The organism is Gallibacterium genomosp. 1, from assembly GCF_001678575.1.
GTDB lineage: Bacteria > Pseudomonadota > Gammaproteobacteria > Enterobacterales > Pasteurellaceae > Gallibacterium.
Genome location: NZ_JTJP01000079.1, coordinates 1 through 6,687, shown reverse-complemented (window position 1 = coordinate 6,687; position 6,687 = coordinate 1). Strand labels below are relative to the sequence as shown.

At 38.4% G+C, this 6,687-nt stretch carries 9 protein-coding genes; 5 read left to right on the top strand and 4 right to left on the bottom strand.

Annotated features, from left to right (window positions below):
• Positions 1-95: 95 nt before the first annotated feature.
• Positions 96-221, bottom strand: a complete 126-nt coding sequence (locus tag QV04_RS11995; protein ID WP_001303004.1) for a LysR family transcriptional regulator — start codon at positions 219-221, stop codon at positions 96-98.
• A 230-nt stretch (positions 222-451) separates the two neighbouring features.
• Positions 452-1,657 carry a sodium/glutamate symporter gene (gene gltS, locus QV04_RS11220; RefSeq protein ID WP_000599533.1) on the bottom strand — a complete coding sequence of 402 codons (1,206 nt, stop codon included), beginning with the start codon at positions 1,655-1,657 and terminating at the stop codon, positions 452-454.
• A gap of 443 nt (positions 1,658-2,100) precedes the next feature.
• Between gltS and QV04_RS11215 the strand changes: the two genes are divergently transcribed.
• From QV04_RS11215 to QV04_RS11205, 3 genes are read left to right on the top strand one after another with little or no spacing between them, the layout of a single operon-like run.
• Positions 2,101-2,421: an antibiotic biosynthesis monooxygenase family protein gene (locus QV04_RS11215; RefSeq protein WP_000562370.1), complete on the top strand. Its 321-nt coding sequence runs from the start codon at positions 2,101-2,103 to the stop codon at positions 2,419-2,421.
• Positions 2,414-2,800 carry a hypothetical protein gene (locus QV04_RS11210; RefSeq protein ID WP_000460651.1) on the top strand — a complete coding sequence of 129 codons (387 nt, stop codon included), beginning with the start codon at positions 2,414-2,416 and terminating at the stop codon, positions 2,798-2,800. The genes QV04_RS11215 and QV04_RS11210 overlap by 8 nt, the downstream gene beginning before the upstream one ends.
• Before the next feature lie 7 nt (positions 2,801-2,807).
• Positions 2,808-3,494 (top strand): ArsR/SmtB family transcription factor, encoded by a 687-nt coding sequence (locus QV04_RS11205; RefSeq protein WP_001284954.1) that lies wholly within the window; start codon positions 2,808-2,810, stop codon positions 3,492-3,494.
• Here QV04_RS11205 and tetR(B) read toward each other — a convergent pair.
• Entirely contained in the window at positions 3,472-4,095 is a 624-nt protein-coding gene (gene tetR(B), locus QV04_RS11200) for a tetracycline resistance transcriptional repressor TetR(B) (protein WP_000088605.1), read from the bottom strand. The two genes, QV04_RS11205 and tetR(B), sit on opposite strands and share 23 nt — an antisense overlap.
• A gap of 81 nt (positions 4,096-4,176) precedes the next feature.
• On the opposite strand from tetR(B), the gene tet(B) reads away from it, so the two are divergent.
• Entirely contained in the window at positions 4,177-5,382 is a 1,206-nt protein-coding gene (gene tet(B), locus QV04_RS11195; RefSeq protein WP_001089068.1) for a tetracycline efflux MFS transporter Tet(B), read from the top strand.
• 112 nt (positions 5,383-5,494) lie between these two features.
• Here tet(B) and tetC read toward each other — a convergent pair whose 3' ends face one another.
• Entirely contained in the window at positions 5,495-6,088 is a 594-nt protein-coding gene (tetC, locus tag QV04_RS11190) for a tetracyline resistance-associated transcriptional repressor TetC (RefSeq protein ID WP_000428546.1), read from the bottom strand.
• An 87-nt stretch (positions 6,089-6,175) separates the two neighbouring features.
• Here tetC and QV04_RS11185 point away from each other — a divergent pair, with 87 nt between their 5' ends.
• A complete protein-coding gene (locus QV04_RS11185) occupies positions 6,176-6,592 on the top strand; it encodes a helix-turn-helix domain-containing protein (protein ID WP_000275180.1) in 417 nt (138 codons plus the stop codon).
• Positions 6,593-6,687: the final 95 nt, after the last annotated feature.

Here is a 6,687-nt window from a genome sequence, read left to right as displayed (position 1 = left end):
CAATAACAAGGGAAGACTCACTCGTGGCTGCAACCCTGCTTACTCAAAATCTATTCACACATGGTTACGTTTTGGGGAAATTATGAGGGGATCTCTCAGTGCTCAGCATGTTTGAGTGCTTTACTCGCCGCGGGTTGAGAAATATGTAAAACTTCAGCCGCACGCGTTAAGGAACCACAAGTCATTACAGCATAAAAGATATCGAGATGTCTTAATTTCATTCCATGTAGCCTACTGATTATTTATTTCTACGGACTATTCTAACGAATAAAGTATAAATAATCAGATATACTCGTCATAATTCAAATTTTGGTTTAGTTGTCACGAGAATTAATTCGTAAACGTGCAAGCTAAATAGATTGACTAGGGGAATATACGGGGTAAGAAAGCGGCTCGGCATACTGCCCTATAATAAATTGTTAGGAGAAGTACGCCGAGTAGTGTGTAGCTATTAGGTAAAGTATGTACCAATTTCAATAAATATTTTAATTAAGATACTGTTTGAAATATCAACAATAAAGGCACCGACCATAGGAACGACAAGGAAAGCTTTATGTGATGGTCCAAATGCTTTTGTGACTGTTTGCATATTCGCAATTGCTGTTGGTGTTGCTCCCATACCAAAGCCACAGTGACCCGCGCTGATCACGACAGCATCATAATCTTTGCCCATCATTTTGAAGGTGACAAAGCAGGCAAATAGCACCATGACAACAGTTTGTACAGCAATGATAATTAATACTGGCCCTGCCATGCTTGCCAATTGACCAAATTTTAATGACATTAACGCCATTGCCAAGAAAAGCGATAAAGCAACGCTACCTAATACATCGACGGTCGGCTCAAACACTTCGTGTTTAAATACATGAGTCAGTGTATTACGGATAATAATACCGACAAATAAACACCAGACAAAAGTAGGCAGTTGCAGAAAAGTATCTTTAAACAATGCACTGATATAGCCACCAACAACAATACAGATAATCAGCATTGAAATGGTTTCAATAACGTTATTTGCATTGATTTTTCTTTTGACGCTTGGTTGCTCAAAAGCTTCAACGATAGTGTCGCGCTCTTGCTCGGTTGTTTTAGGAATAGAGACCTTTTTCAAAAGATGACGGGCAACAGGGCCGCCAACTAAACCACCCAACACTAATCCAAGTGTTGCACAAGCCATCGCTAATTCAACGGCGCCTGTTACACCATATTTATCAGCGAGAATAGGGCCCCATGCTCCGGCATTACCATGACCACCTGTTAGAGTAATTGAACCTGCAATTAAGCCAATAAATGGACTTTCATTCATCATGACAGCCATACTCATGCCGACAGTATTTTGAATGGCGATTAGGATCGTTACTGCAATAGTTAATAGAACTAACGGCTTTCCTCCTTTAATCAGTCGAGAAAAGTCAGAACTTAGCCCGATAGAGGAAAAGAATGTGAGCATTAATAAACTTTGCAATGAAGCATCAAAAGTAAACGAATAACCTGATGTTTTATCAATAATTAACAGAACAATTGCAACAATAAAGCCACCAACGACGGCTTCTGGTATGTGGTTTTTTTGTAGGAACGGGGTAAATTTTACGACAAACATTCCTATGAGTAGCGCGATACATGCGACTAATAATGTATAACTGGCATCTAGGATCATTTTTTTACCTCTATTAGTTTACCAGAATTTTCACTATAACAATTTAACAATAGTGAAAAATGAAGTTACTTTGGTTAACTAATCTTTAACAATGAGTTTTATTAGGGTATCCATAACTTTTAGTTAATAGGGTCATAATTTTAGTGTGATCTTAATCATGAAATATTAAAAAGATTAAAATAACAACAATGGTATTTAATGATGGGTAAACCTAAATACCATGCGGGATCCGCACTATTTTCGGTGATAGCAAAAAATAAAAAAGTATAAATAATAAACAAAATTATAAGAGAAGGAGAACATGATAAGCGCAGGCCGAGCAATTTAAAGAAGTGTGATATACAACATAAAACAGCAGCATGACCTTTCTATATTTCGTTGCTTATCGAAGTGTTAATTTTCGGGTGGATTACTCTGTTTGTTGATTAATAACGGAGAAAAATATGATTGCTGTAATATTTGAGGTGCAAATACAACCCGACCAACAAACTCGCTATTTGACTTTAGCTGAGGAGTTAAGACCACTATTAAGTCATGTAGCTGGTTTTATTTCAATTGAACGTTTTCAAAGTCTAGCTACAGAAGGAAAAATGTTATCGCTATCTTGGTGGGAAAACGAATACGCAGTTCTGCAATGGAAAAATCATGTTTTACATGCGAAAGCTCAACAAGAAGGGCGAGAGTCAATATTTGATTTTTACAAAATTAGTATTGCTCATATTACTCGCGAATATTCATTTAAAAAGGACAAGGATAATGTTTGATGTTCACGTTGTTTTAGATAATCAAATAGGACAATTAGCATTACTAGGAAAAACATTAGGTAATAAAGGTATTGGATTGGAAGGGGGAGGGATATTTACGGTTGGTGATGAATGCCATGCTCATTTTCTTGTTGAACAAGGAAAGGAAGCTAAAATAGCGCTAGAGCAAGCTGGACTGTTAGTACTTGCGATCCGGACACCATTAATTCGTAAGTTAAAACAGGAAAAACCGGGGGAACTTGGCGAAATAGCACGAGTATTGGCGGAGAATAACATTAATATTTTAGTGCAATACAGTGACCATGCTAACCAACTGATATTAATAACGGACAATGATAGTATGGCTGCATCTGTTACGCTCCCTTGGGCAATAAAGTGAACTTGCGATGGCTAATTTAATACGAAAAGAGGTTACCTTTGAGTCCTCAATAGCCGCGATAGGGGCGGCTATGTCTGACATTTCACGAGTTAAAATACTCAGTGCTTTGATGGATGGGCGAGCTTGGACGGCCACTGAGCTAAGTTCTGTGGCGAATATATCAGCTTCAACGGCGAGCAGTCATTTATCTAAATTATTAGATTGCCAGCTAATCACAGTAGTAGCTCAAGGCAAGCATCGTTATTTTCGGCTAGCAGGAAAAGATATTGCTGAATTGATGGAAAGTATGATGGGGATCTCCTTAAACCATGGCGTACATGCCAAAGTTTCCACGCCAGTGCATTTACGAAAAGCACGTACTTGCTATGATCATTTAGCTGGCGAAGTTGCCGTTAAGATCTATGATTCCCTTTGTCAACAGCAATGGATCACTGAAAATGGTTCAATGATCACATTAAGTGGTATTCAATATTTTCATGAAATGGGAATTGACGTTCCTTCCAAACATTCACGTAAAATCTGTTGTGCGTGTTTAGATTGGAGTGAACGCCGTTTCCATTTAGGTGGGTACGTTGGAGCCGCATTATTTTCGCTTTATGAATCTAAAGGGTGGTTAACTCGACATCTTGGTTACCGTGAAGTTACCATCACGGAAAAAGGTTATGCTGCTTTTAAGACCCACTTTCACATTTAAGTTGTTTTTCTAATCCGCATATGATCAATTCAAGGCCGAATAAGAAGGCTGGCTCTGCACCTTGGTGATCAAATAATTCGATAGCTTGTCGTAATAATGGCGGCATACTATCAGTAGTAGGTGTTTCCCTTTCTTCTTTAGCGACTTGATGCTCTTGATCTTCCAATACGCAACCTAAAGTAAAATGCCCCACAGCGCTGAGTGCATATAATGCATTCTCTAGTGAAAAACCTTGTTGGCATAAAAAGGCTAATTGATTTTCGAGAGTTTCATACTGTTTTTCTGTAGGCCGTGTACCTAAATGTACTTTTGCTCCATCGCGATGACTTAGTAAAGCACATCTAAAACTTTTAGCGTTATTACGTAAAAAATCTTGCCAGCTTTCCCCTTCTAAAGGGCAAAAGTGAGTATGGTGCCTATCTAACATCTCAATGGCTAAGGCGTCGAGCAAAGCCCGCTTATTTTTTACATGCCAATACAATGTAGGCTGCTCTACACCTAGCTTCTGGGCGAGTTTACGGGTTGTTAAACCTTCGATTCCGACCTCATTAAGCAGCTCTAATGCGCTGTTAATCACTTTACTTTTATCTAATCTAGACATCATTAATTCCTAATTTTTGTTGACACTCTATCATTGATAGAGTTATATTACCACTCCCTATCAGTGATAGAGAAAAGTGAAATGAATAGTTCGACAAAGATCGCATTGGTAATTACGTTACTCGATGCCATGGGGATTGGCCTTATCATGCCAGTCTTGCCAACGTTATTACGTGAATTTATTGCTTCGGAAGATATCGCTAACCACTTTGGCGTATTGCTTGCACTTTATGCGTTAATGCAGGTTATCTTTGCTCCTTGGCTTGGAAAAATGTCTGACCGATTTGGTCGGCGCCCAGTGCTGTTGTTGTCATTAATAGGCGCATCGCTGGATTACTTATTGCTGGCTTTTTCAAGTGCGCTTTGGATGCTGTATTTAGGCCGTTTGCTTTCAGGGATCACAGGAGCTACTGGGGCTGTCGCGGCATCGGTCATTGCCGATACCACCTCAGCTTCTCAACGCGTGAAGTGGTTCGGTTGGTTAGGGGCAAGTTTTGGGCTTGGTTTAATAGCGGGGCCTATTATTGGTGGTTTTGCAGGAGAGATTTCACCGCATAGTCCCTTTTTTATCGCTGCGTTGCTAAATATTGTCGCTTTCCTTGTGGTTATGTTTTGGTTCCGTGAAACCAAAAATACACGTGATAATACAGATACCGAAGTAGGGGTTGAGACGCAATCGAATTCGGTATACATCACTTTATTTAAAACGATGCCCATTTTGTTGATTATTTATTTTTCAGCGCAATTGATAGGCCAAATTCCCGCAACGGTGTGGGTGCTATTTACCGAAAATCGTTTTGGATGGAATAGCATGATGGTTGGCTTTTCATTAGCGGGTCTTGGTCTTTTACACTCAGTATTCCAAGCCTTTGTGGCAGGAAGAATAGCCACTAAATGGGGCGAAAAAACGGCAGTACTGCTCGGATTTATTGCAGATAGTAGTGCATTTGCCTTTTTAGCGTTTATATCTGAAGGTTGGTTAGTTTTCCCTGTTTTAATTTTATTGGCTGGTGGTGGGATCGCTTTACCTGCATTACAGGGAGTGATGTCTATCCAAACAAAGAGTCATCAGCAAGGTGCTTTACAGGGATTATTGGTGAGCCTTACCAATGCAACCGGTGTTATTGGCCCATTACTGTTTGCTGTTATTTATAATCATTCACTACCAATTTGGGATGGCTGGATTTGGATTATTGGTTTAGCGTTTTACTGTATTATTATCCTGCTATCGATGACCTTCATGTTAACCCCTCAAGCTCAGGGGAGTAAACAGGAGACAAGTGCTTAGTTATTTCGTCACCAAATGATGTTATTCCGCGAAATATAATGACCCTCTTGATAACCCAAGAGGGCATTTTTTACGATAAAGAAGATTTAGCTTCAAATAAAACCTATCTATTTTATTTATCTTTCAAGCTCAATAAAAAGCCGCGGTAAATAGCAATAAATTGGCCTTTTTTATCGGCAAGCTCTTTTAGGTTTTTCGCATGTATTGCGATATGCATAAACCAGCCATTGAGTAAGTTTTTAAGCACATCATCATCATAAGCTTTAAGTTGGTTCTCTTGGATCAATTTGCTGACAATGGCGTTTACCTTACCAGTAATGTATTCAAGGCTAATTTTTTCAAGTTCATTCCAACCAATGATAGGCATCACTTCTTGGATAGGGATAAGGTTTTTATTATTATCAATAATATAATCAAGATAATGTTCAAATATACTTTCTAAGGCAGACCAACCATTTGTTAAATCAGTTTTTGTTGTGATGTAGGCATCAATCATAATTAATTGCTGCTTATAACAGGCACTGAGTAATTGTTTTTTATTTTTAAAGTGATGATAAAAGGCACCTTTGGTCACCAACGCTTTTCCCGAGATCTCATCTATTGAAACAGCTTGATAGCCTTTTTCAACAAACAATATTCGTGCTGAGTTAACCAGTGATTGATAGGTACTCTTAAAATTTTCTTGTTGATGATTTTTATTTTCCATGATAGATTTAAAATAACATACCGTCAGTATGTTTATGGTATCATGATGATGTGGTCGTGACAATCTTAAGAACATTTAGGTTATTTTATGTATATTGAACAGCATTCTCGCTATCAAAATAAAGCTAATAACATCCAATTAAGATATGATGATAAGCAGTTTCATACAACGGTTATCAAAGATGTTCTATTATGGATTGAACATAATTTAGATCAGTCTTTACTGCTTGATGATGTGGCGAATAAAGCGGGTTATACCAAGTGGTATTTTCAGCGGCTGTTCAAAAAAGTAACAGGGGTCACACTGGCTAGCTATATTCGTGCTCGTCGTTTGACGAAAGCGGCTGTTGAGTTGAGGTTGACGAAAAAAACTATCCTTGAGATCGCATTAAAATATCAATTTGATTCCCAACAATCTTTTACACGTCGATTTAAGTACATTTTTAAGGTTACACCAAGTTATTATCGGCGTAATAAATTATGGGAATTGGAGGCAATGCACTGAGAGATCCCCTCATAATTTCCCCAAAGCGTAACCATGTGTGAATAAATTTTGAGCTAGTAGGGTTGCAGCCACGAGTAAGTCTTCCCTTGTTATTG

What these genes read in the sequence shown, in the direction of transcription:
- gltS (WP_000599533.1), bottom strand. Translation starts at nt 1,657, where the DNA reads ATGATCCTAGATGCCAGTTATACATTATTAGTCGCATGTATCGCGCTA.
- QV04_RS11215 (WP_000562370.1), top strand. Translation starts at nt 2,101, where the DNA reads ATGATTGCTGTAATATTTGAGGTGCAAATACAACCCGACCAACAAACT.
- QV04_RS11210 (WP_000460651.1), top strand. Translation starts at nt 2,414, where the DNA reads ATGTTTGATGTTCACGTTGTTTTAGATAATCAAATAGGACAATTAGCA.
- QV04_RS11205 (WP_001284954.1), top strand. Translation starts at nt 2,808, where the DNA reads ATGGCTAATTTAATACGAAAAGAGGTTACCTTTGAGTCCTCAATAGCC.
- tetC (WP_000428546.1), bottom strand. Translation starts at nt 6,088, where the DNA reads ATGGAAAATAAAAATCATCAACAAGAAAATTTTAAGAGTACCTATCAA.
- QV04_RS11185 (WP_000275180.1), top strand. Translation starts at nt 6,176, where the DNA reads ATGTATATTGAACAGCATTCTCGCTATCAAAATAAAGCTAATAACATC.
- QV04_RS11995 (WP_001303004.1), bottom strand. Translation starts at nt 221, where the DNA reads ATGAAATTAAGACATCTCGATATCTTTTATGCTGTAATGACTTGTGGT.